Source organism: Pseudomonas sp. B1(2018) (assembly GCF_003097365.1).
Lineage (GTDB): Bacteria > Pseudomonadota > Gammaproteobacteria > Pseudomonadales > Pseudomonadaceae > Aquipseudomonas > Aquipseudomonas laurylsulfatiphila.
On record NZ_PYUK01000007.1, the window covers coordinates 262,690 to 287,471 of the forward strand.

Genomic DNA, 24,782 nt, shown 5'->3' on the forward strand with positions numbered 1-24,782 from the left:
AGATCCGCATGTCCCTTAAGCACTTTATCCAAATCACCAAACCGGGGATCATTTTCGGTAACGTGCTTTCTGTGGCAGGCGGATTTTTCCTGGCCTCCAAAGGGCATGTCGATCTGGCCATCTTCCTGGCCGCCATGATCGGCACGTCCCTGGTGGTTGCCTCCGGTTGCGTGTTCAACAACTGCATCGACCGCGACATCGACCTGAAGATGGAACGCACCAAGAACCGGGTGCTGGTCCAGGGCTTGATCTCCCTGAAACTGGCGCTGGTTTATGCGACCGTCCTGGGTGTCGCCGGCGTTGCCCTGTTGTACAAGGTGGCCAACCCGTTGGCTGCGCTGTTCGCGGTTATCGGCTTCGTGATCTACGTCGGCTTCTACAGCCTGTACCTCAAGCGCAAGTCGGTTCACGGCACGCTGGTGGGCAGCCTGTCGGGCGCCATGCCGCCGGTCATCGGCTACGTCGCGGTGAGCAACACCTTCGACATGGCCGCGTTGACCCTGCTGGTGATGTTCAGCCTGTGGCAGATGCCGCATTCCTACGCCATCGCGATCTTCCGCTTCAACGATTACCTGGCCGCATCGATTCCGGTGCTGCCAGTGAAGCGCGGGATCGAAGTGGCCAAGAAGCACATCCTGATCTACATCCTGGCCTTCCTCGTGGCGACCTTGATGCTGACCTTCAGCGGCTACGCCGGCATGAGCTACCTCGCCGTCGCAGCGGCCATGGGCATGTACTGGCTGTACATGGCCTGGACCGGCTACAAGGCAGTGGATGACACGGTCTGGGCACGCAAGCTGTTCGTGTTCTCGATCTTCACCATTACCGCGTTGAGCGTGATGATGTCCCTGGACTTCAAAGTGCCGACCGAGTTGCTGCTGACGTACGCGCCGTAAGGTTTAGATGCTGTAACGAAAAGCCCCGCCTTCGAGAGAAGAGCGGGGTTTTTTGTTTGGGGGGATTTTAGTCATTTCGGAAAACGGAGTATGGCATTTGGGAAGTGTCCTAACGCCGGCACCTGCATTGCTCGGGTAGGGTCTCTATCCACCCATTAATAGATCAGTAGGGCAGACAACATCGGCGACGTATACGTCTTCGATGACATTAGAGGAGGGATGAATGAGAGAACGGAACCTGTTTGACGAGTTGATACAGGGCGTTGAAGAAATGAGCGTTCAACGCGAAGCCATGTTTATGAAGGGCCGCAATGCGGTGGAAGACTTGCAAATCGCTGATATGAGTACGCAAGAACTCCAGGCGCATGCGCTTCCAGGCGACAAGCATTTAAACTGCGACTTAAGAAAAAATTGAGATAATCTTGGAATATTAAGATTTTATTGGCCGACTAAAGAAAAAATGTCCGGCCTGATCAAAAGGAGGATCTGCGCGATGAGTTCAGCTGGGTACGCATGCCTGCAAGACACGCTGCAGCTTTCAGCCTTTCCTTTGCGCCAGCCCGCCAAGGTGCAGCCCGTTACACGGCTTGAGCGAATCGGTGACACATTGGCAGTTCCACCTGGGATTGCCCCTGCTTCAGACGATCTGTTGGGGCATGTGCTCTTCGCCTTGAAGCATGAAGGCATCAACCTCACCATTCTAGCCCAAGCGTTACCTCAGATTCCGGCACAAGCACTTGAGGCCGAATTGCAAAAAGCTCCGAACGGGATCTACATCCGCAAGGCTTGTTTCCTTTACGAAGCGTTCACTGGCGAAGGCTTGACTCAGCACTCTCCAGTAAAGGGTAGCTTCATCCCTTTATTCGACCCGAAACAGTATTTGACGATGCCAGGGGAGCGCAACTCTCGCTGGCGTGTGGAGTTCAACGGTATTGGCACTTTGGCTTACTGCGCGACGGTTGAACGGACACCTCAAATCACTGCTCTGCTAGAGCACGATATTCTTGCGCGCGCCCAGCAATTCATTCAGAACCTGCCATCAGGAATGATGGATCGAGCGATCAACTGGGCCTACCTGAATGAAACCCGGGACTCGTTTGCCATCGAGAAGGATTCGCCGAGCGAGGAAAAATCCAGACGTTTTATTCAATTGCTCAGACAGGCGCATGAACGCATTCCATTGAGCGAGGATTATTTGGTGACCCTCCAGAATGCGACGATTTCCAATCCCTATGATATGGCTGCTGCGTTCCGCCATGAGCAGAACCACTTGGCAAATGGTCTGCAAGGTGCTGCGGGTGTAACGTTTGTTCCGCCTGCACCTGATCTGTGTCGGGAGCTGATGGATCAGCTTATGGCTTTGGGAAATGAAGCGACAAAGCACGTTGACCCACTAGTTGCCGCCGGAGTCATTTCATTCGGTTTCGTCTTCCTACACCCTTTCATGGATGGAAATGGTCGACTTTCTCGCTTTCTCATCCATCAGACACTGTGCCGTGCAGGTGCTTTGGAAAACGGCTTTCTGCTCCCCGTATCGGTTGCAATGAAGCGAGAAGAGCGTCTGTATCTGGAAACCTTGCAGGAGTTCTCTCGTCCTGCGCGTGAGTTCTGGGACGTCCGATGGATTGATCAAGGAAACTTGTCGTTCAACTTCACGGGGCATCCGGCAATCTATCGTTTCTGGGATGCCACGCCAGGCGTACGGTTTACTCTGGAAATGGCCAAGCGAGCGCTTGAAGTTGAGTTGCGTGAGGAGACTGTTTTTCTCGAAAACTACGACAAGATCGTCAAGGCAGTCGATGAGCGCTACGACGTCAGGGGCAGTGACTTGTCCAACCTGGCGATGATGTGCCTAGCGCAAAATGGCATGGTGTCGAAGCACCGCCGTAAGCAATTCAAGTACTCGGTTCAGGAAGAAGTATTTGACTACATCGAGCAGGTCACGCAAGCCTTGCTTAGGGCGCAGGAAGAGGAAAAACTACAAGCTGAAACTGCTGTCGAGTAGCGACTAGAGTGCTGCACTAGTAAGTATGATTCAGGGCACGACACGAACATTCAAAGCCCCACGTTTCTCTAGAAGCGCGGGGCTTTTTCATTCAAACGCGGTTGTTACACGGTGCGTCGAGCACTTTCACCACGTCATCGATGATTGCTTTGCTCATGTCCTGCAAAAAATGCGAGGCCCAGGCGTGTCGGTCGGAGTCGCGGACCATGGCGGCGTCTGAGGCGAGCAATTTGGCGAGGTGGAGCAGGTCGGAGGCGTGGTAGAGGGCTTCGATCACCGGGACACCGGCGTTGATGCGGAAGAGTGGTTCGTTGGCGTGGTAGGAGAATGGGGTGAGGCTGATGGTTTTGAGGTCTTGGGGATTGGTCATTGGGCTTCACCTCCTGTAGGTCAGGTGATGTGGGATGACCGGTGAAGTGGACAGATCATTAGCGTGCATTGGCAATACTCCAGAAATCAAAGTAGAGCCGCCACGTTCGTTCTCAGGCGAATGGGTGGCAGCTATGCGCAGGCTGAGAAACCGGTTGCACGACCCGGCAGACCCAAAGGTCTCCCACGCACAGCCGCCATTGCACGAAATGCGGGCATAAAAAAACGCCAACAATCGTGATTTGGGCGCTAGTGCGCGTGCAGTTTACCCGGGTTCTCAGGCCCGGTCGCTGAATTGGCAGCGACCGGGCGAAGTTAACCGGCAAGGATGGAGTCGGCAATCGTAGCGATCTGCTGGCCGGGGATGACCGGGACACCACAACCCCTGTGTGGGCTTGCTCGCGAAGGTGGTGTGCCAGGCAACATTGATGCTGGATGTGACGGCCTCTTCGCGGGCAAGCCCGCTCCCACATTGGATGGGTGGTGCCGCCAATTTTATGTACGACGCTGACCTCCTGTGGGAGCGGGCTTGCCCGCGAAGGCGGTGTGCCAGGCAACATTGATGCTGGATGTGACGGCCTCTTCGCGAGCAAGCCCGCTCCCACAGGATTGAGAGCAGTCAGTTATTTATGGGGTTTATCCAGCAACCGGAAAAACCGCTCCCGCACCTGCAGACTATCGCTGTGCGCCACATTGAAACGCAGGAACTGACTGGCATGCGGCCCTTTGCTCAGCAAGGTCCCCGGTGCCAACACCATGTTGTTCTCCAGCCCTTGTCGAGCCAGGTTCTCGGCATGCAATCCATCCGGCAACCGCGCCCAGATAAACACGCCTTCGCCGGGCAACGAGGAAAGCGAACACCCGGCCTCCGCCAACCAACTGGCCACTCGGCTGTTGGATTCATACAACCGATCCACCGTGCGCCGCGCATGCTTGGCGTAGCTGCCGTCGCTGAGCATGGTGCAGGTGATCTGCTCCGCCAGTTCCGAGGTCACGCCACCGCAGGCCATTTTCAGCGCGACCATCCGCGCCGCCAGTTGTGGTGAGAGCACGGTGTAGCTGACGCGGCTGTTGGCGGTCAGGGTCTTGGAGAAGCCCGACACATAACTCACATTATCCAGCCCGCTGGCCGCCAGGCGCGGGGTGCGGCGTTGCTGGATGTCGCAGTACAGATCGTCTTCGACGATGTGGAAGCCATGGCGGTGGCTCAGTTCCAGCAAGCGGTAGACCTGGGCCGGGGTGAACGAGTGGCCGGTGGGGTTGTGCAGTGTGCTGTTGGTCATGTACAGCACGGGTTTGTGGGCGATCAGCAGTTGCTCGAGCGCGTCTAGGTCCATGCCGTCGCAATCCCGGGCGATGGTGATGACTTTGGCCCCGTGCAGCGCCAGGTTGGCGTGCATGTTGAAGTAGCAGGGGTCGTCGAGCAGTACGGTGTCGCCGGGTTTGACCAGCAGTCGCATCAGCAGGTCGATGGCCTGCATGGTGTTGGCGGTGGTGATGATCTGGTCCACCGGCGCTTCGATGCCGAAGGTCGCCAGTTTGACCCGCAAGGCCTGGCGCAACGGCACGTAACCGCCGGCCACGCCGTACTCGCCCATGCGCAACGAGGTCGCTCGCAGGGTGCCGCGCACGGCTTTCTGCAATTCTTCGGCGGGCAGCCAGGAGGTCGGCAGGAAACCGCAGCCGGGGCGCAGTGCGCCGTTGTCCAGCAGCAGTGCGCGGCGTACCACGCTCAGGGTGTCCTGGGGTTGCAGGTCCGGGCCTGTGCCACTTTTCAGCGCCGCTTCGGAGCGATGCACGTAATGCCCCGAGCCCTGGCGTGACACCACCAGCCCTTTGGCGCGCAAGCGGTCCAGCGCATCGACCACCGTGGACTTGCCCACGTTCATCAAGTCGGAGAGTTCGCGAATCGGCGGCAGCTTGGCGCCGTGGGGCAGGCCACCGGTGCTGATCGCCTGGGTCAGCTGATCGACGATCTGCTGCACCAGCGGCGCGCCGGGCTGGAATTCAATGGCTTTGATGACTGCACGTTGAACCTGCATTTTACTGGTCTCTCCGGCAGTAAAGTTCGTTGGATTCTATACGAACTTGCCCTGATCAGGACAAGCCTCTCTCTCTACCATGCCCTTACAGACTTTTCTGAATGTCGGCCTTTGTCGGCGGGCGTTCATCCGGTTCCTGAGGTGCTGCATGAGTGTCGAAACAACGGTCGCGGTGGCCAAGCCGGTCATTAACCTGCGGTTATTCACGATCCGGATCATCACGGCTGTTTCGCTGTTCGCAGTGCTGGGCAAGGCCAACGTTTGGCTCGACACGGCCACCAACAGCATCCTGGCCCTTGGATATCGTGCCTTGTTGCTGTTGTTGCCCCTGACTTTACTGGTGCTTGGCCGCCGCTCCCTGAGCGTCACGCTGCTGTGTGCCGGCCTTGGCCTGGTGCTGCTGGCGCTGACCAGCAATCAAGGCATGGTGATGTTTGCCGCCGCACTCTTTGCCTACGGCATTGCCATCGCCGGTTACCTGATCAAGAGCGAAGCGGCCCAGACCAAGGAAGGCGCGGCCTACAACCGCGTGGCCATGAACATGGGCAGCCTGGTGGCCGGTTTGATCCTGCTGTCGCCGCTGCTCACCCCAACGATGTTTTTCCTTGGTGCGGCGGCGTTCGTGTTGCTGTGCCTGCCGATCGCCCTCGGCGCGACCTTCACCAGCGAACCGGTGCTGGCCCGTCCGGCCAGTCAGGTCGGCAGCAGCTGGGGCAACAAACTGCCGTGGGTGATTGCCGGGATCATCATGGGCATCAAGCTGTTCGGGGTGTTCTCGATCCTGCCACAGGCGATCCTGCTCAAGACCGGCGAGCTGCCGGCCTGGTACGGCTTGATGCTGATCCTCAACAGCGCCGTGGTGGTGTTCGCCCAGGTGCCGGTGATGAAGCTGATCGAGCGCACCGGGCGCTTCAAGGTCGTGGCGGTGATCGGGATCATCGTCGGCGGCTTTGCCGTGTTGTCTTCGCCAGCCGCGTTCCACGTCGAAACCCTTGTCGGGGCGCTGATCTGGGTGGCGCTGCTGTCGATCGCCGAATGCGCCTTCAGCTACCTCGATTACTTCTCGGTCAAGCAAAACAACATGTTCGTCAAGGAAGTGTCCCTGGGTGTGGGGGCCGGGCTGACCGTGTTGATCATGCGAGTGGTGCCGGCGCCGTACAACGCGCTGGTCCTCGCCGCCATCGGCGCCGGCGGGATCCTGGCCTGGTACTGGCTCAACCGTCAATCCAATGCGTCGTTGCATGACTGAGTCATCGCCGTTGCGGGTTTCACTTTGCAGGTCGGGGGCATTATGAATACGACTTCATGCGTGGTAGTGGTCGGTTACAACGGCAATCGGGTTCACGACATCCAGAAACTGCGCGAGCTGTGCAAGTCGCTCTACAACGCCAGGCTCATCCTGCTGGTCGAGAAGATTCAGCCCCATGACGACCAGGTGGCCGATCACGTCTGCAGCACTTCGCTGGCCGAGAAAGACGTGGCGGCGTCCCTTGAACTCGTGGTGGGGTGCCTGAATGCCGACAGCTGGAAGCTGATCGGCGTGCTGCCGTTCTCCGATCGCGGCGTGCTGCTCGGTGCCGCGCTGGCCAGTCACTTCGGCCTGCCGGGCATTACCCCGGACGAAGCGCGGGCGGGCCTGGACAAGCAGATCTTTCGCCGGCTTGAAGCGACGGCCAGCACCTCCCCTGACGAATACCGGCCGGTGTTTTCCGTGCGGGTCGAAAGCCTGCCGGAACTGCGCCAGCGCGTCGTCGAACTGGGCGGCAAGGCCTTCATCAAGCCAGCCTGCGAAGGGGCGAGCCGAGGCTGTCGCGTGATCCATCACCCTTCGGAGTGCGATGACGCCTGGCTCGCCCTCAAGCCCTACCGCGAAGGCGGCATCGTTCTTGAAGAGCTGGTGCAGAACGCTCGCGAATACAGCTGGGACTGTGTGGCCGGCAGCACCTGGGTGACTGAAAAAACCACCACCGAAGGCGCCTACCGCGCCGAGATCCAGCAAGTCGTGCCCGCACCGCTGCCGGCTGAGGCCCAGGCGCGCTTGATGGCTGCCGGTCGGCATATGGCGGGTCTGGTGTCCCGGGACAACGGTGCCTGGCACAACGAAGTGTTCCTGCGCTGCGACAACCTGACCAGCGCTGTGGAAACCAACATGCGCCCCGGCGGCATGCACATCTGGGACCTGGCCAAGCGCGCCTTCGTCAATTTCGATCCGTGGGAACGCTGGGTGCGCTGGGCGGTGGAAGGCAAGACCGAGCAGCATGAGCCAGTGGCTCGCGGCTACTGCGGCATTCGCCTGCTCCGGGCGCCGGCCGGCGGCATCCTGCGGGCAACGCCAGACATCGAGGCCCTGGCCCGCGCTCTGCGCATCGACCTGGTGGAAGGGCAGTACGCCAAGCGGATTGGCGACTCGGTCAGTGCACTAGTGAAAGACAACTTCTCGTTCGTCGGCCACATCGTGTTGTTCAACGAACACTACGGGCAACTGAGCCACGACCTGTTGCGCCTGGCCGAGTCGATTGAGTCACGCATCGAGGTCACTTGCCTGGCACCGGCCACCCGCGCCGTGTGCTGAGCCCGCAAGCAGCCGTTTTTTTGCATTACCGATCAAGAGGGTTCGATCAATGATCCAGCACATGACCTGCGATGAACGTTTCATCGCCCTGGCCAAAGAGTTTGGCTATGACATCTACGGCGAAAACACCGCAGGCGGGCATTACGCGCCGCTGATCCGTCATCACGATGAGCTGTACATCAGCGGCCTGGTGCCACGCATGAACGGCAAGATCCATTACCCAGGCCGCGTCGGGCTGGACCTCAGCATGGCCGATGCGCAAGCGGCTGCCAGCATCAGTGCGATGCGCGGGTTGGCGTTGATCGTCGATGCCATCGGTTCTCTGGACAAGATCAAGTCATTGATCCGGGTAACGGTCTATGTGAAGTCCACGGCGGATTTTGTCGACTTGAGCGAAGTGGCCAACGGCGCCTCGGATGTGTTCAGCCACGTGTTGGGGGATGCCGGTAAACATACGCGCACTACAGTCGGTGTTTATCAATTACCGAAGAATGCCGCGATAGAAGTGGACATGATTGCCGCCTTGCGCCCATCGGTTTTGTAAATTAATTCCAGACTTTACAGCGCTGAACCCTATCACTTAAGGTTTAGCGCTAAAGTGTGGGAAATAAAAAGAAAGGACGTGCGAATGGATAGCTTTCAAGGTGCGTTTTTTTCATACAAGGACTTTCGTCAGAGCCTGCATCATCGACAGCAAAGTGCCAAGGTGTGGAAAGGCACCGAACTTGCGGATATGCGTCAGACCCTTGAGGCCAGCGATGTTGATATTGTCGCGCTGGCTAACGACAAGAGCATTGACGGCTGTGCAGTGACGCCCGGGATGGCGATCGCCATGCAATGGCTGAACCCCGGTGTAACGCTCAACGGTCATGCCCACTCCTGGTGGCATCTGTTCGTTATCCAGTGTGGCAGCGGCGTGCTGACCCTCGGCGATGCCGATGCGGTCAACGTCAGCAGCGGCGACGTGCTGCTGGTGCCGGCCTGGACCCGGCATGGCTTCGTCAACACCAGCAAACACGAGCCTCTGGCGATGCTCAACATGAGCAACATGCCACAAATGGCACTGCTCTCGAACTTTGCCGACAGCCATGGCCTGATCACCACCCAGCCGTAATTTCCCAACGCATCAACCCAGGGAGCCAATCTTCGTTGGCTCCCTTTTTTTGTTTTAGAGGCCTGCCCCTGTATCCCCATTTGCAGCGCTTTTGGCTGCGTGTCTGCCGGTAAAAAACAACTTTCTGTATCGATTGAAACGGACAAATTCTGTATCTATTCAGCCTCCATTCAACTAACTACGATCACCTCCAATGCACGTTAATCCCTGCAGTCAGTGAATGGAGTGCTCTATGGAAAACAGGAAGCTCAAACTGTATGTTGGCGCCGATCATGTCAGCGCTTTTGCGATGTCGGCTTTTGTCGCGCTCAAGGAAAAGCAACTTTCATTTGAACTTGTCACGGTGGATCTGAAATCACGCGAAAACTATCGGGCGAGTTATCGCGATCTTTCGCTGACCTGCAAAATTCCAACCTTGGTTCACGACGATTTTGCCTTGTCGGAATCCTCGGCGATTGCCGAGTACCTCGATGAACTCTGCCCGGGGCATAAAAAACTTTATCCGCAGGGCCTCCAGCAGCGTGCCCGCGCCCGTCAATTGCAGGCCTGGTTGCGCAGTGACTTGCTGGTGGTGCGCAAGGAGCGCCCGTTTGACCTGGTGTACTTCGGCAAGAAAAACACCGCGCTGTCCGACGAGGCCCAAGCCGCCGTCGAGCGCCTGTTGTTCGTCGCCGACCATTTGCTGGAGGAGGGCGCCGAACATCTGTTCGGTGACTGGAGCATTGCCGACACCGACCTGGCAATCATGCTCAACCGCCTGGTTGCCAACGGCGACCCGGTGCCGGCACGGCTCCAGGCCTATGTGCGTCGCCAGTGGGATCGCGACAGCGTTCGGGCGTGGATGGACATAGAGCGCAAAGCGCCGGCCATCGCCTAACAACACTCAGGGCAACCACCAGGAGCGCGGCCATGCAAGGACTGTCGGAGCACGAACGCTACAAACCCTATAACTCACGCACCATCCGCGACACACCTTACTGGCACAAGCTGACGCCGGCGTTGCAGGAGGCCATGACCGTGGTGGCCCGGGTCATGCCGTTTCGCACCAACGAATACGTGCTGGGCACGCTGATCGACTGGAACAACATTCCGGACGATCCTGTTTTTCGCATGACCTTTCCCCACAAGGACATGTTGCTGCCAGAGGAATATGCCTCGCTCAAACAACTGATCGAACTGGATGACAGCGCGGCGATCAAGCGCCGGATCGAGGCGATCTGGCTGCGCATGAACCCGCATCCGGCCGGGCAGCTGACCCACAACGGCGTCACGCTCAACGGCAAAGTCCTGCCGGGCATCCAGCACAAGTACCGCGAGACCGTGCTGTTTTTCCCCGGTGCCGGTCAGACCTGTCACGCGTACTGCACCTTCTGTTTCCGCTGGGCGCAGTTCATCGGCGAGGAAGAACTCAAGTTCAATGCTCGCGAGTCCCAGGAGTTGGTCAGTTACCTGCGGGTGCATACCGAAGTCACGGATGTGCTGATTACCGGCGGCGACCCGATGATCATGAACACCCGCTCGCTGGCCGGTTACATCGAGCCGTTGCTGCAATTGCCACACCTCAAGAGCATCCGCATCGGCACCAAATCGGTGGCGTACTGGCCGCAGCGTTTTGTCAGCGACAAGGATGCGCCCGAGCTGCTGGAACTGTTCCGGCGCATCGTCGCGGTGGGTAAGAACCTGTCGATCATGGGCCACTACAACCACCCGGTGGAGATCCGCCAGGCCATTGCCCGCCAGGCCATCGAGCGCATCCGCTCGACGGGCGCGACGCTGCGCATGCAGGCGCCGGTGATCCGCCACATCAACGAAAACCCCGCCGATTGGGCCGCACTATGGACCGAGGGCGTGCGGCTCGGGGCCGTGCCTTATTACATGTTCGTCGAGCGTGACACCGGCCCCAGCCACTACTTCGCGATGCCGCTAGCCCGGGCTTTCGAGATCTTCCAGGCGGCGTACCGCACGGTGTCGGGGCTTGCGCGAACGGTGCGCGGGCCGTCCATGAGCACCTTCTACGGCAAGGTGCTGATCAACGGCATCGAGACCGTCGCCGGGGAAAAAGTCTTCGTCCTGCAGTTCCTCCAGGCACGCAATCCGCAATGGGTGTTGCGCACGTTCTACGCGCGCTTCGATCCGCAGGTGACCTGGTTCGACGACTTGCAACCGGCCTTCGGCGAGCGTTCGTTCTTCTTTCAGACCGAGCTCGCCGCCGTGCCGGAATTGATACCGGTGTTGCTGGAAACGGCGTAGGAACATTCATGAGCAATGGGGAGATATGGAAATGAGCAGTATCCCGTTCGATCAGCGCGAGGGTGTCATCTGGCTCGACGGCGAGTTCGTCGAGTGGTCCCGGGCGCAGTTGCATGTACTGACCCATGGCCTGCATTACGCGAGCACCGTGTATGAAGGCGAGCGGGTCTACAACGGTAAAATTTTCAAGCTGCGAGAGCACAGCGAGCGGCTGTACCGCTCGGCGCACCTGATGGATTTTGCCATTCCCTATGAGCTGGCCGAACTGGAAGCGGCGAGCCAGGAACTGCTGCAACGCAACAAGGTGCTCGAGGGTTATCTGCGCCCGGTGGCCTGGCGCGGCAGTGAAATGATCTCCACCTCGGCGCGCTTCAACCGTGTGCACGTGGCCATTGCCTGCTGGCAGTGGCCGAGCTATTTCGACCCGGCGGCGCGCATGGCCGGCATCCGCTTGAAAACCGCGAGCTGGCGCCGTCCGCCACCCTGCAGCAGCCCGTTCGAGGCCAAGGCCTCCGGGCATTACCAGATCGCCACGCTGAGCAAGCACGACGCCGAGAGCACGGGTTACCACGATGCCTTGATGCTCGACTGGCGCGGCCACGTCGCCGAAGCCACCAGCGCCAATGTGTTTTTCGTCAAAGGCCGGACGCTGCACACGCCGCTGCCGGATTGTTTTCTCAACGGCATCACCCGGCAAACCGTGATCGAACTGGCCAGGGCGCTGGATTATCAGGTGGTCGAACGGACGATTCTGCCTACGGAGCTCGGCGACTTCGACGAGTGTTTTCTCACCGGCACCGCCGCCGAAATTACCCCGGTGCAGAGCATCGATGAGCAGCGCTACCGACCGGGCGAAGCCTGCCGCGACTTCATTGCCGCCTACACCTCAACCGTAAACGCCTGATCACCTGCCAGGAATCTCACCATGTCAGATCAAGGGATTGTTGCGTCTCAACCTTACATTTCGCTCGGCCATCGTCATGAAGAGCTGTCGACGCTGGGCTGGACCGTGCTGACCGCGGAAGAGTTTGCCGATGATGTCGTAGGCACCTTGCATGAGTTCGGTTCGATCATTCCGCAGTTCAACGGCCAGACAGCCTTCGCCATTACCCGCAAGCCAGGCTACGAAGACTTGCCGTATTCCCAGAGCATGAACGGCATTGGCCCGCACACAGAGGCGCCTGTGTACGGGCCGCCGCCGCGTTACCTGGCATTGCATTGCCATAAACAGGCGACGTGTGGCGGCGGGCACACCGGTTTGGTGGACGGCTACGAATTTCTCAAGTCCCTGGAGCGCAGTGAACCAGAATTGCGAGAGTGGCTGGATGACACGCCCGTAGAATTTGTCGCCACCGCCAAACCGGGCGAACCGGGACAACGGCGGGTCAAGGAGTACATCCTCACGCCCACGGAGGACGGGGATATTTTCCGCTTCAGTTACAACCAGTTTCACTATGGCGATGTAAACCCGTCAAAGGAAGCTCTACAACAATCCCTGGTCGCCAACAGCACCTCGCCGCTGGCCAGGTTTGCCGCGCTCGGCGAGGCGTACTTCGTCGAGCACAACATTCCGGTGCTGATTCCCGACGGATGCCTGCTGATTTGGGACAACTGGCGGATGATTCACGCCCGCAGTCGTTACACTGATCCGGCGCGCAACCTGACCCGCTATTGGCTGGCCTGATTTTTCCGGCGCCCTTCATTCTTTTGGCGTACCCCTTGGCGGGTACGCGTCTTACAGGTATCGCGTCATGCAAACAGCAATCGAGATCGCCCAGGTCGATCATCAACTGATCGTGCGGCTCAACCAGGCCTGGACCCGGCGCGCCTCCGTTTGTGCGCCGGACAGGGCCCAGATCATTGAAGCGTTCGACCCGCTGCGCCCGGATTACCCGGAGTGCATGGTGCCGTTTTTCCATCACCCGACATTCCAGGCCTTGAGTGACGAGCTCAAAAGCAGCGTGGTGACCTGGGGCTGGATCGGCTACAACCTGCGCACCGTCACCGCCGAAGAACACATTGTCAATCCGGCCCTCAGCGTCATTGCCAATCAGTACCTGGGCAAGGACGACTGGCATTTTCGCGAGGCCATGCAACAGACCCTGATCGACGAGCACTACCACACGCTGATGCACCTGCGCGCCATCGAACGGACCAGGCTGGAGCGGGCGCTGGATCAGGATCTGGATCTGCCGCCGTCCGTCACTTACCTGCGCCTGAAGGCCTTGCAGGCAGAGCTGACCGAGCCATGGCAGCGGGATCTGGCGGCGATCACCTTTGCGGTGGTGGCCGAAATCAGCGTCAACGCCTATCTGGATTTGCTGGCGGATGACCAGACCATCCAGCCGCAGAACCGCCAGGTGGCCGAGGAGCACAACCGCGACGAATACGCACACAGCAAGGTGCTGGCTGAAGTGGCGAAGGTCATGTACGCCAATATGCAGCCGACCCAGCGGGAATTTTTCGCACGCAACCTGTCGGTGGCGCTGAGTGCCTTTATCGCTCAGGACTACTCGATGTGGGAGGCGATTCTGACGCAGCTCGGGGTCGAGGAGGCGGCGTTGATCATTGCCGATACCCGCGAAAGCAACAGGAACGCGACCATCATGCGCGACTACAGCGGCCTGCATAAACTGGCACAGGACCTGGGCATCAGCGAGCAGATCGATTTCGACTTCCGTCCGACCCTCAAAACCACGGCGGCCGCCTGAGCCCGGAGGTGACTATGTCCACGCCTGTGTACGAAGTGTTCGCCATCCGTGTCGGCGCAAACGCCCAGCGCACCGCCAGGGAGAATTTTCTCTACGACGCCTGTTGCGGTGATCCGAATGCGCCGATGCCGCTGGATTACTACTTCTGGGTCATCCGCAACGAGCAGCAGGTGATCGTGGTCGACACCTGTTTCCAGCCGGCCACGGCGGACCGGCGCAATCGCCAGATGTACCGCCTGCCGGAAGAATCCCTGCGGCAGCTGGACATCGATCCGGCCCGGGTCGAGCACCTGATCCTCACTCATTTGCACTGGGACCATGCCGGCAACCTCGGGCTGTTCCCGAAGGCGACCGTGCATTTGCAGGAAGCGGAACTGCGTTTTTGCACCGGGCCGAAAATGTCCCATCGCACGCTGAACAAAACCTACGAGGTCGAGGACGTAATGTCGGCGCTGCCGCCGCTGTTCGAAGGGCGGATGCGTTTGCACGGTGGAGTCGTCGAGGTCGTTCCCGGCGTGACCTTGCACCCGGTGGGCGGGCATACGCCCGGCAGCCAGGTGGTGCGGGTGAATACTGAGCGCGGCTGGATTGTACTGGCCTCGGATGCCGCGCACCTGTGGGTCAACATTCGTGAGCGCAGTCCGTTCCCGATCCTCGATGACCTGGCGCAAACCCTCGAAGCCTTCACCGAGATCGACCGCCTGGCCGATGGCGAAGACCACGTCATCCCCGGCCACGACCCGCTGATCGCCGAGCGCTTCCCGCACTGGAATGACGACCCGCATATCATTTGCCTGCACCAACCCCCCCGATAAATCCCACACCCCCTGTAGGAGCTGCCGCAGGCTGCGATCTTTTGGTCTTTAAAAATCAAAATCAAAAGATCGCAGCCTGCGGCAGCTCCTACAGGGGGATTGTGGTTAGAACTGGTTTTTTAGGATGTTGCCCAAGGTCGCCAAGGCCTCATCGATCCGCGGCGAATACGGCGCGCCGCAGCCAATGCGCACAAAGTGATTGAAGCGCTCGGTGTTGGAAAAGATATCCCCAGGAGAAATCTGGATGCCGACCTTCAGCGCCTCGTGAAAAAACGCCATGGATGAATGCCGGCGAGGCAATTCCACCCATAACAACGTGCCGCCTTGTGGGTGGGTCACGCTGGTGCCGATGGGAAAATAGCGGGTGATCGCCGTGCTCATCTGCGCGCGTTGTACGGTCAGGGTTTTCCTCAACCGTCGAAGGTAACGCTCATAAGACGGTGTGCGCATGAATTCGCTGACCGCCAGTTGCGATAACAGCTCGCACCCCCGCGACTGCGTGTGCTTGAGCATCTCCACACGGTCGTGCCATTTCCCGGCGCTGATCCAGCCCAGGCGCATGCCGGGTGCCAGGGTTTTGTTCAACGAGGCGCAATAGATCACGTTGTCGCTGCGGTCCCAATGTTTGAGCGTGGACAGCGGCTGCTCGGTGTCCACCAGGTCGCCGTAGGTATCGTCCTCGATCAGCACGGTGTCGTGCTCGGCGCACAGTTGCACCAGCCGTGCCTTGTGGGCGTCGGGCATGATGCTGCCCAGCGGGTTTTGCAGGTTGGGAATGACGATCAACGCCTTGACCCGTTCAGGGCCTTGCAGCAGCCCTTCCAGGGCCGCCAGATTGAGCCCGGTGTGGGCCGAGGCCGGGACTTCCAGTACCCGCAGGCTCAGGCTTTCGAGAATTTGCAGCAGACCGTAGAAGGTCGGCGACTCCACGGCCACGGTGTCGCCGGGGCGGGTGACCGCACGCAAGGCCAGGTTGATCGCTTCGGTGGCGCCGTTGGTAATCACGACCCGTTCGGGGGCCAGGTGGGTCTTGCTGGCCAGCGCCCGCCGCGCCAGGAGGTGGCGCAATGCGCTGTTGCCGCAGGTCGAGCCCGCGGCGCCGAGCAGGCAGGTGTCGTAGCGCAGCGACTTGATCATGTTGTCTTGCAAGGTCTTCAGCGGATAAAGCTCCGGCGCGCAGTAGGCGCTGGCGAAATTGACCTTGACCGTTGCGCGCTGACTGGCCTTGAGCACCGTTGAGACCTGTTGATGAATGCCGACATAGGCGCTGGTATCCAGCGCTGGCGCCGAGGCAACCGGGGCGGGCCTGGGCAGGGTGTCGGGCTGGCGAATGTAGTTGCCGGAACGCGGTCGGGCTTCCAGCACGCCGCAGTCTTCCAGTTCCCGGCACACCTGCACCGCGGTCGACAGGCTGACGGCGTGTTTTTCCATCATCAAGCGGATCGAGGGCAAGCGTTCACCGGTTTTCAAGGTGCCGCTGCGGATAGCGTCCAGATAGTGATTGGCCAGTTGGCGATACAAAGGGGTCGTGTTCATGATGACCTCAGCAGTTGCACCACCGAGGTCTGGGCTGGAAAGTGAGTTGACGCTCCCCGCAGGCGGACCCGTGGTGCTCATGGGTGAAGGGAAGTGTTGTTCTGCGTCGATACTGGAAGAGTAATCGCGGTTTTGCCCGAATCACGGGCAATAAAAAGCCCTGCGCTAGGGCAGGGCTCTTATTTGAGTCAGTGAGTGACCTGTGGCGAGGGAGCTTGCCTGTGGCGAGGGGGCTTGCCCCCGCTGGGTGGCGCAGCCACCCCAATCAAGCTATTTGAGTCTTTCAGGAAAACCGCATTCACCGAGTTTACGACGGCTTCGCCGCCGAACGGGGGCAAGCCCCCTCGCCACAGACAAGCTCGCAAGTCACAACATCAGGTATTACTGCGCGGCGATGCTGTACCCATCGAACGCCGTCTGCTGTTGCAGGGCGGTGATAATGTTCTTGCGGTTGACCGCCTGCTCGGCGCCGCTGTTGTCCAGGAACGTCTCGCTTTCCAGTTCCGCCTCTTCGCCTTCACCCACGAAGATGAAACCGAGGAACTCCAGGGCTTCACGGTCGACGTTCAGGCGCGAGCGCGGGGTGCGCAGCGGCAGGGTGACGCTGATGCCGTCCTTGCTGATGGTGAACACTTCGACTTCTTTCTTGGCCTTGGCGGCCTTGCTCTTGCCGCCGCTCGGGTTGCTGATGGCCTGGTGCGTCTGGTTCAGCACCTTCAGGGCCAGGCCGTAGACGATTTCCTGGAACGCCGGGTCGTCCTTGAAGCTGGAGAGGATGCGGCTGATCGGGAACTTGCTGCTCAGGTCTTCCAGCGCGGCGATGTCGGCGGCTTCGGCGTCCTTGAGTTGCTTGAGCTGGCCCATCAGTTCATAGGCCTTGTCGTCGTCGAAGCTGTCGTGGGCCTGCCGAATGGCGGCGCGCAGTTCGCGGATCTGGTCGCTCTCGCGGGTGGACTGGAAAGCGTCCAGCACCATCTCGCTGATGGTTTTCGCCTGGGGTACGTGTTGTGAAAGATTGATGGAGTTTTCGTATTCCGCTTTGGACGACAAGGTGACTACGGATTCAGCGGTGTTGGAATCGGACATTGAAATTTCACTACTTTTTTCAGCTTGAATAGGGGCGAGAAAGCCCGGGGGCTTTTTCAGGCCGCCTAATCTATTGGACCGACGCCGCGTTGTCACGGCCCAATAGACGAAGCCCCTGTAGGAGCTGCCGCAGGCTGCGATCTTTTGATCTTGAAAATCAGGATTAAAAGATCGCAGCCTGCGGCAGCTCCTACAGGGGTGCGTATTCAGTCAGGGATGCAGGAGTTTCTGCGCTCGTTTATCCGCCAGATACTGCATCACCAACCGTCCGATCAGCACCAGCAACGTCAGCGAGATCAGCAACACCGAAATCGCCGCGACGCTCGGGTCGACGTTATCGCGTAAGCCGCTCCAGATGCGCTTGGGCAGGGTGTCGACGTTGACGCTGGTGATGAACAGCGTCACCGCCACTTCTTCCCAGGACAGTGCAAAGCCCAACAGCGCGGTGGAGGCCAGACCCAGTTTCAGGTTCGGCAGGATCACCATGAACGTGGTCTGCATCAGGCTGGCACCAAGGTTGCGCGAGGCCAGTTCGATGCGCCGGTCGATCTGGCTTAGGGCCACCAGCATGGTCACCACGCCGTACGGCACCACCATGATCACGTGGGCAATCACCACGCCGGTCAGGGTGTCGTAGCCCATGCCCGGCGCGAAGCGACCGAGCTTGGTCTCCATGAAGTACAGCACCAGCGCGGAAATCACCGGCGGGATCGCCATCGGCAGCAGCACCAGGCCGATCAGGGCCGTGGCCCATTTCGAGCGCATGTACCAGATGCCCAGGCTGAAACTCGCGGCCAGCAAGGTGGCTATGACGCTGGTGGCGAAGGCGATGGTCAGGCTCTGGCTGATGGCGTGGAACCAGTCCGGGTTGCTCACCAGCGCTTCGTAGTGGCGCAGCGACCAGTTGCCTTCGGGCATCGACAGGAAACGCTTGCTGGTGAACGACACTGGAATGACCGTCAGCAGCGGGAACAGCATGAAGGCCATGGCGACCACGGCCAACAGCCGCGTACTCAGGCTTGTGCGATGGGTATTCATAGTGATCTCAGCCTACCAGTCGGTTGACGCGGGTCATTTTCAACAGCACCCAGATCAGCGCGCTGACCAGGGCCAGCAACACCACGCTCAGTGCTGCGCCCAGGCCCCAGTTGCTGGTCTGGAACATTTGCAGGAACACATACTCGGCGATCATCACCGTTTGCCCGCCACCCAACAGCACCGGGGTGATGAAGAAGCCCAGGCAGAACACGAAGACCATGATGAACGCGCCCAGGATGCCCGGCAGGGTCTGCGGCAGCAGCACTTGCCAGAAGGTGCGCAAGGCACCGGCCCCCAGGCCGCGAGAGGCCATGAGCACACGCTGGTCGAGTTGACGCATGGTCGACAGCAGCGGGAACACCGCGTACGGGATCATCACGTGGAGCATGCCGATGACTACGCCTATCTCATTGCGGCTCAGTTGCAGCGGCTGGTCGATCAGCCCCATGCCCATCAGGCCATTGTTGAGCACGCCGTTGCTGCGCAGGGCGATCAACCAGCCGAAGGCCCGCACCAGTACGGAAATCCAGAACGGAATGAAGATGCAGATCTCCACCACGCGCTGCCAGAACGGCGGGCTGAACACCCAGCAGTAGGCCAGCAGGTAACCGATGATCAAGGCCAGGCCACTGACGGTCAGGCACAGGCGCAACGTGCGCCAGAGCATCTCGTGGATCGCCGGGTCCGTGGCGATGCGCTGGTACTGCTCGATGCCCGGCGTCGGCAGCGAGAAGCTCCAGCCGACCACGCCGAGGAACGGCAGTACGTAGAAGACCAGCAGCAACACCGGCAGCGGAAACAGCAGCAGGCCGCGCTCCAGGCCCGGCGAGCTGAAGCGGGGCTTGGGGGCGGTCAGGGTCGAGGTCAGGGTGGTGGTCATGGTCACAGGCTCACTTGGACAACCGCGTCAGGTACTCTTCCAGGGCTTTGGAGTAGTTGTCGGCGTACCACTGGGCGTTGAGAGCGATCTGCTTCTTCAGGTTTTCTTCAGAGGCGCAGTTGGCTTCGAGTTGCTTGGCCGACATCAGCTTTTCCGTGGCGCTGTTGGAAGGCCCATTGCCCAGCAGTTCGAACAGCTTGAGCTGGCCTTCAGGCTGCAAGGCTTGCTGGATGAACTGCATGGTCGGTTGAGTGCCGCCGGGGTTGCCGTTCAATACCGCCCAACTGCTGGAGTTGATGAAGCCGTTGTCGAAGCTCCAGCGCACGCGGTTGTCGGTGTCTTCGCTGAGCAGCTTGGCGCGGGTGTGCCAGATCGCACCCACCGACACCTCGCCGTCGACCATCAGTTGCTGGCTCTCGGCACCCGAACTCCAGAACGACAGGACGTGAGGTTTGATCTCGTCGATCTTCTTCAGCGCCCGTGGCACGTCCAGCGGGTACAGCTGGTCAGGCGGAACGCCATCGGCGAGCAACGCCGCTTCGAGCATGCCGTTCATCCACTTGTACAGCGTGCGCTTGCCGGGGAATTTCTTCACGTCCCAGAAATCGGCCCAGGTCTTGGGCCCGTTTTCACCGAATTTTTCGCTGTCCCAGGCCATCACGTAGCTGAACTGGTAGCTGGCGATGCCGAAGTCGGAGGAGAGCGCCGGGGCCACCTGATCGCGCTTGATGGTGTTGTAGTCCAGTGGCTGCAGGATCTTTTCCCGGCCCAGCACGATGGCGCTGTAGCTCTCGACGTCGACCACGTCCCAGCTCGGTTGGCCGCTGGCCAACTGCGAGCGGATGGCCCCTTCGGTCGGGCCGGCACCGTCGATGCGCACCTGGATGCCGGTGTTCTTGGTGAAGGTGTCGGTCCATGCCGAACGGAATGCGTTCAGGGCGTCGCCGCCCCAGTTGACCACCACCAGCGGCTTGTCCGCCGACCAGCTGATGCCGCTGCGCAGCGCCAGGGGCACCGCTGCCAGCAGGCCCATGGCCTGGATAAAGGTGCGGCGGTTGATCTGACCGTCGCGGGCCTTGTCGATAAGCACTTCGATGCAGTCTTGTTGGTGATCCTGGCGCATGGGCAAGTCCTCAGTCGGCCGGTGCCTGCGTGGGCACCGGCCTTTTTGTTGTCATTGGAAGAGAGCTTTGTGACGCTTTTTTTGGGGGTTCAGGCCTGAAGCAGGAAGCTTTGCTGCACCGGCCAGCTCAGCCACACCGGCGCGCCGCTGGGCATCGAAGCGCCCGGGTGATTGCCGGGCACGGACAGGTTGATCGGCAGCGTATCGCCGCCGACCTTGAGTGCCAGATGGGTGCTGGAGCCTTGATAGACCTTGTCGGTGAGTTGCGCGGGCATCACGTTGTAGCCGTCGCGAGTCGGGCACTCACTGTGCAATTCCATGTGCTCGGGGCGCACGGCCAGCACGATCGGTGCCGCACTCAGTGCGTTCGGCGCCTGGGCATGCAATACGCTGGTGCCGCAGCGGCCGCTGGCGTTCTGGCCGTTGCGGGTCAGGTTGTCCAGCGGGAACAGGTTCATCTTGCCGAGGAACTCGGCGACAAAACGGCTCTCGGGGCGGTTGTAGATGTTTTCCGGGGTGTCGACCTGGGTCAGCTTGCCGTGGTTGAAAATCGCGATGCGCGAGGACAGCGCCAACGCTTCGTTCTGGTCGTGGGTGACGAACACGAAACTGGTACCGACCTGACGGTGGATGCGTTGCAGCTCGGTTTGCAGTTGTTCGCGCAGGTTCTTGTCCAGCGCCGACAGCGGTTCGTCGAGCAACAGCAGTTCCGGCTCGAACACCAGCGCCCGGGCAATCGCCACGCGCTGCTGCTGGCCGCCGGACATCTCGGCGGGTTTCTTGTGCATATGCGCACCGAGGCCGACCACTTCGAGGATGTGCTTGACCCGGCGATTGCGTTCTTCAACGGGGACTTTGCGGATGCGCAGCGGGTAGGCCACGTTGTCGGCCACGCTCATGTGCGGGAACAGCGCATAACCCTGGAACACCATGCCGTAGTTCCGCTTCTCGGCGGAGCGCCGGATGATATCGACGCCTTGCTCCATCAGCTTGCCCGAGGTCGGGCTGAGGAAGCCGGCCAGAATCATCAGCAAGGTGGTCTTGCCCGAGCCGGACGGACCCAGCAGGGTAAGAAATTCGCCTTGGCGAACGTCGAGATCGACGTTATCCAGCGCCGCGAAACGGCCGTAATACTGGCTGATACCTTGAGCGCTGAGCTGGATCGCTGAACGGCTGGACACAATGAGGTTCCTCTTTTTATTGCCCATAAGACGTACGAGGACGGATGCGAATCCGAAATGGGCTTTGGGGACTTATTATTGTTAAAAATATCGCTACATCAATGGAATTATTTTGCTCGTATTGGTTAGTTTTATTGAACAAATAAGCTGTGTATTTCGCCTCGGCCAGAGGCCCCGAAATAGAGCTTCTACCCTGTGGGAGCGAGCTTGCTCGCGATAGCGATTTATCAGGCGACATCAATGGTGACTGTGGTGGCCTCATCGCGAGCAAGCTCGCTCCCACAGGGGAATGTGATGTGCTTTTACAGGGTGTCCTGCCAGGTCTGGCGGGACGATTGCAGCTGGGTCTTGACCCAGTTGCCGAAGGCCTGGACCACGGCGCGGTCGGCCTTTTGCGGGTCTGCCGCGAGGTAGTAGCCACGGTGCAAATCGATGCCGATGTCGAACGGGCGCACCAGCAAACCCTTGGACAAGGCATCGCCGCTGATCAGGTTGTCGCCAATAGCAATGCCCTGGCCGGCAATGCACGCGGACTGGGCGCAGTGGGCATCGGAGAACAGGATGCCGCTCGTCGCGTTGACCGCGGAAGCCCCCGCGGCGGTCAGCCACACGCGCCAGTCCGAGTAGTCGGTCATGTGCAACAAGGGGTAGCTGCTCAGTTCCTGCGGGCTTTTCAGGCCGCCCAAGGCGTTGATCAGGCGCGGGCTGCACACCGGGAAGAAGCGCAAAGCCACAATCTCTTCAACATTCATTTCCGGCCAGTCGCCAATCCCGTAGGCGATGAACAGGTCGACGTTGTGGTTGTTGGTGTCGTCCGGCGTGCGCGGGGAAACCAGTTGCAACTGCACTTGCGGGTACTGCCGCAAAAAAGCACCGATGTGGTGGCACAACCAATAGGTGGCGAACCCCGGCGCGCAACTGACGCACAACCGTCCGGAAATCTCCTGGTCGTCGACCAACTGTCCGGCGTCGAGCAGGTTCAACAGAATCCCGTGCACTTCCCGCGCATAGCGTTCGCCCTGATACGTCAGGCCGATGCCTCGGCCAATGCGCTCGGTCAGGGCGAAACCGACACACTCCTCGAGCTTGCTGATCTGGTGGCTGATGGCGCTGCGGGTCAGGTTCAGTTCACGGGCCGCGACCGACACGCTGCCTGTGCGGGCAACCGCATCCAGCGCACGAAGGGCTGTCATCGAAGGAAAACGCATAAATCATCCCATTGAATGTTTGAAGACATGAGCCAGACCTGTGGCGAGGGAGCTTGCTCCCGCTCGACTGCGCAGCAGTCGCAAAGCTGTTTTTGCAGTACATCTGGCCCAACAGGCGATGGGTAATGGGGCCGCTGCGCGACCCAGCGGGAGCAAGCTCCCTCGCCACAAGGTTAGCGCTTGCTCTTCTGTATGGTGACGTAAATCGAACAGTCAGGCCAAAAAAAATCGATTGTTGTATCGGTTGATTCAACAATACTAGCCCCATCCGTCGTTGGGCCGAGTTGGCCCCTTATCCAAGAGGTGCTGCATGACCCGTTGTGCCGAGGCGCTCGTTCAGTTGCTGGAAGGCTATGGTGTTGAAACCGTCTTCGGCATTCCCGGCGTGCACACCGTCGAGTTGTATCGTGGCCTGCACGGCAGTCGCCTGAAGCACATCAGCCCGCGCCACGAGCAGGGCGCCGGGTTCATGGCCGATGGTTATGCCCGTGCCAGCGGCAAGCCCGGAGTGTGCTTCATCATCACCGGACCGGGCATGACCAACATCATCACCGCGATGGGCCAGGCCTATGCCGACTCGGTGCCGATGCTGGTGATTTCTACCTGCAACCGTCGCGAACACCTGCGCCTGGGCCATGGCCACCTGCATGAATTGCCGGATCAGCGCGCGCTGGTCGCCGGGGTCTGTGCTTTCAGCCATACGCTGCAACACCCGTCGCAATTGCCGGAAGTGCTGGCACGGGCCTTTGCCTTGTTCGGCTGTACGCGGCCGCGGCCGGTGCACATCGAGATTCCGCTGGATGTGCTGGAAATGTCTGCCGACGGGCTGGACCTGCACCCGCGTTCATTGCCGGCCGCACCGGCCCCGGCGCCGGAAGCCATCGATGACGCCGTGGCCCTGATCAACAACGCCAAGCGTCCGTTAATTCTCGCCGGTGGTGGCGCACGCCAGGCCAGTGAGGCGCTCACCGCACTCGCCGAACGCCTGCAGGCCCCTGTGGCGCTGACCACCAACGCCCGCGGTTTGCTGGCCCCCGAACATCCTTTGCTGCTCGACGGTGTGCAGTCCTCGGCCCATGGTCGTGAGCTATTTGCCGAGGCCGACCTGGTGCTGGCCGTCGGCACCGAACTCGGGGAAACCGACTACGACTTTTTCGGTCTTGGCCCTGTGCAGTTCAAGGCACCGCTGATTCGCCTGGACATCGATCCCATGCAAATACTCGGTGTACAAGCGGCCTCGGTCGGCCTGCTGGGCGATGCCGGGCAAGGCTTGCTGTTGTTGCTCGATCGACTGCCGCAGCGCCAGGCCGATCCAGCCTGGGCGGCTGAGCGAGCGGGCAAGGTCAACGCCCTCGAACACGCCGGCTGGAGCGCCAGACAATCCCGTATGCAAGCGCTGCTCGATACCCTGCGCGATCACTTGCCGCAGCCACTGATCGTCGGCGATTCGACCCAACCGGTGTACCAGGGCGCGCTCGGCTACCGGGCGCCAACCCCCAACAGCTGGTTCAACGCCGGCAGTGGCTACGGCACCCTCGGCTACGGTTTGCCCGCCGCCATCGGCGCCAAGCTGGCCCAACCTTCGCGCCCGGTGGTGGCGTTGGTCGGCGACGGTGGCTTGCAGTTTTCCAGCGCCGAACTGATCGCCGCCAAAGAGGCCGGCGTCGGCGTGATCCTGCTGCTGTGGAACAACAGCAGCTATGCCGAAATCCGCGACTACATGAACGCCAAGGCGGTGCCGTTGCTGGGGGTGGACATCCTCACGCCGGACTTCGCCGCCCTCGCGCAAAGCTGCCACGTCAGCCATCACCGGGCACGCGACCTGGACGGTTTGCGCGAGCTGCTGGGGCAACTCGGCAGCAGCGATGAGCCGGTGATGATCGAGGTCGACGCCACCATGTTTCTGGCTGACTAAAACAACAACAAATTTTTCAGGTCGCCGACACGCACAACGTC

The 24,782-nt window shown here is 60.2% G+C and carries 23 protein-coding genes; 14 read left to right on the top strand and 9 right to left on the bottom strand.

Annotated features, from left to right (window positions below; genetic code table 11):
- The first annotated feature begins 8 nt into the window (after positions 1–8).
- From cyoE to C9422_RS13790, 3 genes are all read left to right on the top strand, one after another.
- Positions 9–896, top strand: coding sequence for a heme o synthase (cyoE, locus tag C9422_RS13780; RefSeq protein ID WP_007970374.1), 888 nt, complete (start codon positions 9–11; stop codon positions 894–896).
- A gap of 223 nt (positions 897–1,119) precedes the next feature.
- A complete protein-coding gene (locus tag C9422_RS13785; protein ID WP_116581018.1) occupies positions 1,120–1,311 on the top strand; it encodes a hypothetical protein in 192 nt (63 codons plus the stop codon).
- Positions 1,312–1,389: 78 nt separating this feature from the next.
- On the top strand, positions 1,390–2,901 hold the full coding sequence (locus tag C9422_RS13790) for a Fic family protein (RefSeq protein WP_116581019.1): 1,512 nt from the start codon (positions 1,390–1,392) through the stop codon (positions 2,899–2,901).
- 91 nt (positions 2,902–2,992) lie between these two features.
- Here the strand turns inward: C9422_RS13790 and C9422_RS13795 are convergent, their stop codons facing one another.
- Both C9422_RS13795 and C9422_RS13805 read right to left on the bottom strand, forming a co-directional pair.
- The gene (locus C9422_RS13795) at positions 2,993–3,271 is read right to left on the bottom strand and encodes a DUF3077 domain-containing protein (RefSeq protein ID WP_116581020.1); all 279 of its coding nucleotides are present in this window, start codon (positions 3,269–3,271) and stop codon (positions 2,993–2,995) included.
- Positions 3,272–3,893: 622 nt separating this feature from the next.
- Positions 3,894–5,312: a PLP-dependent aminotransferase family protein gene (locus tag C9422_RS13805; protein ID WP_116581021.1), complete on the bottom strand. Its 1,419-nt coding sequence runs from the start codon at positions 5,310–5,312 to the stop codon at positions 3,894–3,896.
- A 148-nt stretch (positions 5,313–5,460) separates the two neighbouring features.
- Between C9422_RS13805 and C9422_RS13810 the strand changes: the two genes are divergently transcribed.
- The 10 genes from C9422_RS13810 to C9422_RS13855 all read left to right on the top strand — a co-directional run bounded on the left by C9422_RS13810 (position 5,461) and on the right by C9422_RS13855 (position 14,774).
- On the top strand, positions 5,461–6,561 hold the full coding sequence (locus C9422_RS13810) for a hypothetical protein (RefSeq protein ID WP_116581022.1): 1,101 nt from the start codon (positions 5,461–5,463) through the stop codon (positions 6,559–6,561).
- Positions 6,562–6,603: 42 nt separating this feature from the next.
- Positions 6,604–7,884: an acetyl-CoA carboxylase biotin carboxylase subunit family protein gene (locus C9422_RS13815; RefSeq protein ID WP_116581023.1), complete on the top strand. Its 1,281-nt coding sequence runs from the start codon at positions 6,604–6,606 to the stop codon at positions 7,882–7,884.
- 49 nt (positions 7,885–7,933) lie between these two features.
- The gene (locus tag C9422_RS13820; protein ID WP_046040191.1) at positions 7,934–8,428 is read left to right on the top strand and encodes a RidA family protein; all 495 of its coding nucleotides are present in this window, start codon (positions 7,934–7,936) and stop codon (positions 8,426–8,428) included.
- 84 nt (positions 8,429–8,512) lie between these two features.
- Complete coding sequence (locus C9422_RS13825; protein ID WP_116581024.1) at positions 8,513–8,998, top strand: cupin domain-containing protein; 486 nt, start codon at positions 8,513–8,515, stop codon at positions 8,996–8,998.
- 232 nt (positions 8,999–9,230) lie between these two features.
- Positions 9,231–9,875, top strand: coding sequence for a glutathione transferase (gene yfcF, locus C9422_RS13830; protein ID WP_116581025.1), 645 nt, complete (start codon positions 9,231–9,233; stop codon positions 9,873–9,875).
- A gap of 32 nt (positions 9,876–9,907) precedes the next feature.
- Positions 9,908–11,248, top strand: a complete 1,341-nt coding sequence (locus C9422_RS13835; protein ID WP_116581026.1) for a KamA family radical SAM protein — start codon at positions 9,908–9,910, stop codon at positions 11,246–11,248.
- Positions 11,249–11,279: 31 nt separating this feature from the next.
- Positions 11,280–12,152 carry a branched-chain amino acid aminotransferase gene (locus C9422_RS13840; protein WP_116581071.1) on the top strand — a complete coding sequence of 291 codons (873 nt, stop codon included), beginning with the start codon at positions 11,280–11,282 and terminating at the stop codon, positions 12,150–12,152.
- A 21-nt stretch (positions 12,153–12,173) separates the two neighbouring features.
- Positions 12,174–12,932, top strand: coding sequence for a TauD/TfdA family dioxygenase (locus C9422_RS13845; RefSeq protein WP_116581027.1), 759 nt, complete (start codon positions 12,174–12,176; stop codon positions 12,930–12,932).
- 67 nt (positions 12,933–12,999) lie between these two features.
- The gene (locus C9422_RS13850; RefSeq protein ID WP_116581028.1) at positions 13,000–13,959 is read left to right on the top strand and encodes a diiron oxygenase; all 960 of its coding nucleotides are present in this window, start codon (positions 13,000–13,002) and stop codon (positions 13,957–13,959) included.
- A 14-nt stretch (positions 13,960–13,973) separates the two neighbouring features.
- Complete coding sequence (locus C9422_RS13855) at positions 13,974–14,774, top strand: N-acyl homoserine lactonase family protein (protein ID WP_116581029.1); 801 nt, start codon at positions 13,974–13,976, stop codon at positions 14,772–14,774.
- A 105-nt stretch (positions 14,775–14,879) separates the two neighbouring features.
- Here the strand turns inward: C9422_RS13855 and C9422_RS13860 are convergent, their stop codons facing one another.
- The 7 genes from C9422_RS13860 to C9422_RS13890 form a co-directional block, all read right to left on the bottom strand.
- Positions 14,880–16,310: a PLP-dependent aminotransferase family protein gene (locus C9422_RS13860; protein WP_116581030.1), complete on the bottom strand. Its 1,431-nt coding sequence runs from the start codon at positions 16,308–16,310 to the stop codon at positions 14,880–14,882.
- A gap of 381 nt (positions 16,311–16,691) precedes the next feature.
- Positions 16,692–17,396: a hypothetical protein gene (locus C9422_RS13865; protein WP_116581031.1), complete on the bottom strand. Its 705-nt coding sequence runs from the start codon at positions 17,394–17,396 to the stop codon at positions 16,692–16,694.
- A 210-nt stretch (positions 17,397–17,606) separates the two neighbouring features.
- Complete coding sequence (locus C9422_RS13870; RefSeq protein ID WP_116581032.1) at positions 17,607–18,434, bottom strand: ABC transporter permease; 828 nt, start codon at positions 18,432–18,434, stop codon at positions 17,607–17,609.
- Positions 18,435–18,441: 7 nt separating this feature from the next.
- Positions 18,442–19,314, bottom strand: coding sequence for an ABC transporter permease (locus C9422_RS13875; protein WP_015093576.1), 873 nt, complete (start codon positions 19,312–19,314; stop codon positions 18,442–18,444).
- Positions 19,315–19,324: 10 nt separating this feature from the next.
- Positions 19,325–20,437 carry an ABC transporter substrate-binding protein gene (locus C9422_RS13880; RefSeq protein WP_102701075.1) on the bottom strand — a complete coding sequence of 371 codons (1,113 nt, stop codon included), beginning with the start codon at positions 20,435–20,437 and terminating at the stop codon, positions 19,325–19,327.
- 89 nt (positions 20,438–20,526) lie between these two features.
- Positions 20,527–21,618, bottom strand: a complete 1,092-nt coding sequence (locus C9422_RS13885; protein WP_116581033.1) for an ABC transporter ATP-binding protein — start codon at positions 21,616–21,618, stop codon at positions 20,527–20,529.
- A 302-nt stretch (positions 21,619–21,920) separates the two neighbouring features.
- The gene (locus C9422_RS13890) at positions 21,921–22,826 is read right to left on the bottom strand and encodes a LysR substrate-binding domain-containing protein (RefSeq protein ID WP_116581034.1); all 906 of its coding nucleotides are present in this window, start codon (positions 22,824–22,826) and stop codon (positions 21,921–21,923) included.
- A gap of 310 nt (positions 22,827–23,136) precedes the next feature.
- Between C9422_RS13890 and C9422_RS13895 the strand changes: the two genes are divergently transcribed.
- Positions 23,137–24,741: a 5-guanidino-2-oxopentanoate decarboxylase gene (locus tag C9422_RS13895; RefSeq protein WP_116581035.1), complete on the top strand. Its 1,605-nt coding sequence runs from the start codon at positions 23,137–23,139 to the stop codon at positions 24,739–24,741.
- Positions 24,742–24,782 lie beyond the last annotated feature (41 nt).

Coding starts and splice junctions, on each gene's coding strand:
- C9422_RS13810 (WP_116581022.1), top strand. CDS start 5,461: ATGAGTGTCGAAACAACGGTCGCGGTGGCCAAGCCGGTCATTAACCTG.
- C9422_RS13795 (WP_116581020.1), bottom strand. CDS start 3,271: ATGACCAATCCCCAAGACCTCAAAACCATCAGCCTCACCCCATTCTCC.
- C9422_RS13890 (WP_116581034.1), bottom strand. CDS start 22,826: ATGCGTTTTCCTTCGATGACAGCCCTTCGTGCGCTGGATGCGGTTGCC.
- C9422_RS13825 (WP_116581024.1), top strand. CDS start 8,513: ATGGATAGCTTTCAAGGTGCGTTTTTTTCATACAAGGACTTTCGTCAG.
- C9422_RS13790 (WP_116581019.1), top strand. CDS start 1,390: ATGAGTTCAGCTGGGTACGCATGCCTGCAAGACACGCTGCAGCTTTCA.
- C9422_RS13785 (WP_116581018.1), top strand. CDS start 1,120: ATGAGAGAACGGAACCTGTTTGACGAGTTGATACAGGGCGTTGAAGAA.
- yfcF (WP_116581025.1), top strand. CDS start 9,231: ATGGAAAACAGGAAGCTCAAACTGTATGTTGGCGCCGATCATGTCAGC.
- C9422_RS13860 (WP_116581030.1), bottom strand. CDS start 16,310: ATGAACACGACCCCTTTGTATCGCCAACTGGCCAATCACTATCTGGAC.
- C9422_RS13855 (WP_116581029.1), top strand. CDS start 13,974: ATGTCCACGCCTGTGTACGAAGTGTTCGCCATCCGTGTCGGCGCAAAC.
- C9422_RS13865 (WP_116581031.1), bottom strand. CDS start 17,396: ATGTCCGATTCCAACACCGCTGAATCCGTAGTCACCTTGTCGTCCAAA.
- C9422_RS13850 (WP_116581028.1), top strand. CDS start 13,000: ATGCAAACAGCAATCGAGATCGCCCAGGTCGATCATCAACTGATCGTG.
- C9422_RS13820 (WP_046040191.1), top strand. CDS start 7,934: ATGATCCAGCACATGACCTGCGATGAACGTTTCATCGCCCTGGCCAAA.
- cyoE (WP_007970374.1), top strand. CDS start 9: ATGTCCCTTAAGCACTTTATCCAAATCACCAAACCGGGGATCATTTTC.
- C9422_RS13880 (WP_102701075.1), bottom strand. CDS start 20,437: ATGCGCCAGGATCACCAACAAGACTGCATCGAAGTGCTTATCGACAAG.
- C9422_RS13895 (WP_116581035.1), top strand. CDS start 23,137: ATGACCCGTTGTGCCGAGGCGCTCGTTCAGTTGCTGGAAGGCTATGGT.
- C9422_RS13870 (WP_116581032.1), bottom strand. CDS start 18,434: ATGAATACCCATCGCACAAGCCTGAGTACGCGGCTGTTGGCCGTGGTC.
- C9422_RS13815 (WP_116581023.1), top strand. CDS start 6,604: ATGAATACGACTTCATGCGTGGTAGTGGTCGGTTACAACGGCAATCGG.
- C9422_RS13845 (WP_116581027.1), top strand. CDS start 12,174: ATGTCAGATCAAGGGATTGTTGCGTCTCAACCTTACATTTCGCTCGGC.
- C9422_RS13840 (WP_116581071.1), top strand. CDS start 11,280: ATGAGCAGTATCCCGTTCGATCAGCGCGAGGGTGTCATCTGGCTCGAC.
- C9422_RS13875 (WP_015093576.1), bottom strand. CDS start 19,314: ATGACCACCACCCTGACCTCGACCCTGACCGCCCCCAAGCCCCGCTTC.
- C9422_RS13805 (WP_116581021.1), bottom strand. CDS start 5,312: ATGCAGGTTCAACGTGCAGTCATCAAAGCCATTGAATTCCAGCCCGGC.
- C9422_RS13835 (WP_116581026.1), top strand. CDS start 9,908: ATGCAAGGACTGTCGGAGCACGAACGCTACAAACCCTATAACTCACGC.